This window comes from Nonomuraea antimicrobica (genome assembly GCF_039536965.1).
GTDB classification, from domain to species: domain Bacteria; phylum Actinomycetota; class Actinomycetes; order Streptosporangiales; family Streptosporangiaceae; genus Nonomuraea; species Nonomuraea antimicrobica.
The window spans coordinates 1-750 of sequence record NZ_BAAAZP010000305.1 but is presented as its reverse complement, the minus strand read 5'-3'; the positions used below and the strand labels follow the sequence as shown (position 1 = coordinate 750).

Genomic DNA, 750 nt, shown 5'->3' with positions numbered 1-750 from the left:
TGATGGGGTCTTTCAGGGTTTGGTTCACGGGTTCGTCACCGCCTCGGCCACTAGGTGATGGGTGATCAGTCGTGGGTTGTTGACGAGCGGGTCCAGGTCCGCTCCGATCGCGAGGATGCCGACGCCAGCGCGCCGCCCAGTCTGCAAGCACGGCAGCGGCCACGCCGTGTGCGGGTTCGGCGTGAAGTACACCTTCGGCGGGTCCGGCACGCGTGCGAGCACCTGCGGACCGCACACCAGCCCGTTGTAGGCGTCGAAGCTGAACCGCTCGTGGCCCACGTCGAAGTCGTGAATCAGCACGATGCCGCAGGTGATTGCGGCCAGTTCCCGCTCGAGCGGCCAGTTCTCCGCCCAGTGAGCGTCCAGGAAGAACAGGGGTCGCTGGTAGGTCCGGCTGGCCTCCTCGACCAGGAGTGGCGAGTCCCTCCAGCTCACGTCCGCGTTGGGCAGGCCGGCGACGCGATACCGGGCGAAGTCGGCGTGCTCACGTACGACGTCGCAGGAGCGCACAGGCGTGTTCGGGTAGCGGCGAGCCAGGTAATCGGTGGTGTCGCCCAGGAAGCAGCCCGTCTCCACGATCGCATCGCAGGAGAAGCCGGACAGCAGTTCGTCCACCAGCAACGCCACGGTGATGTCGAACCCGAACGGCCCCCCGCCATCCGACAAACCCGCCTGGCCGGCCCGTACGGTCGTGTAGAAGATGTGGAGCGTGAGCTCTACCTGCTCCTTCTGCCATCTGGTGAGCTGGTC

At 66.5% G+C, this 750-nt stretch carries 1 protein-coding gene; it reads right to left on the bottom strand.

Going from position 1 to position 750, the window contains the following annotated elements; all coding sequences use genetic code 11:
• Nucleotides 1-24 precede the first annotated feature (24 nt).
• Nucleotides 25-750: hypothetical protein (locus tag ABD844_RS52965; protein WP_344897978.1), on the bottom strand; the 726-nt coding region annotated here is incomplete at its 5' end.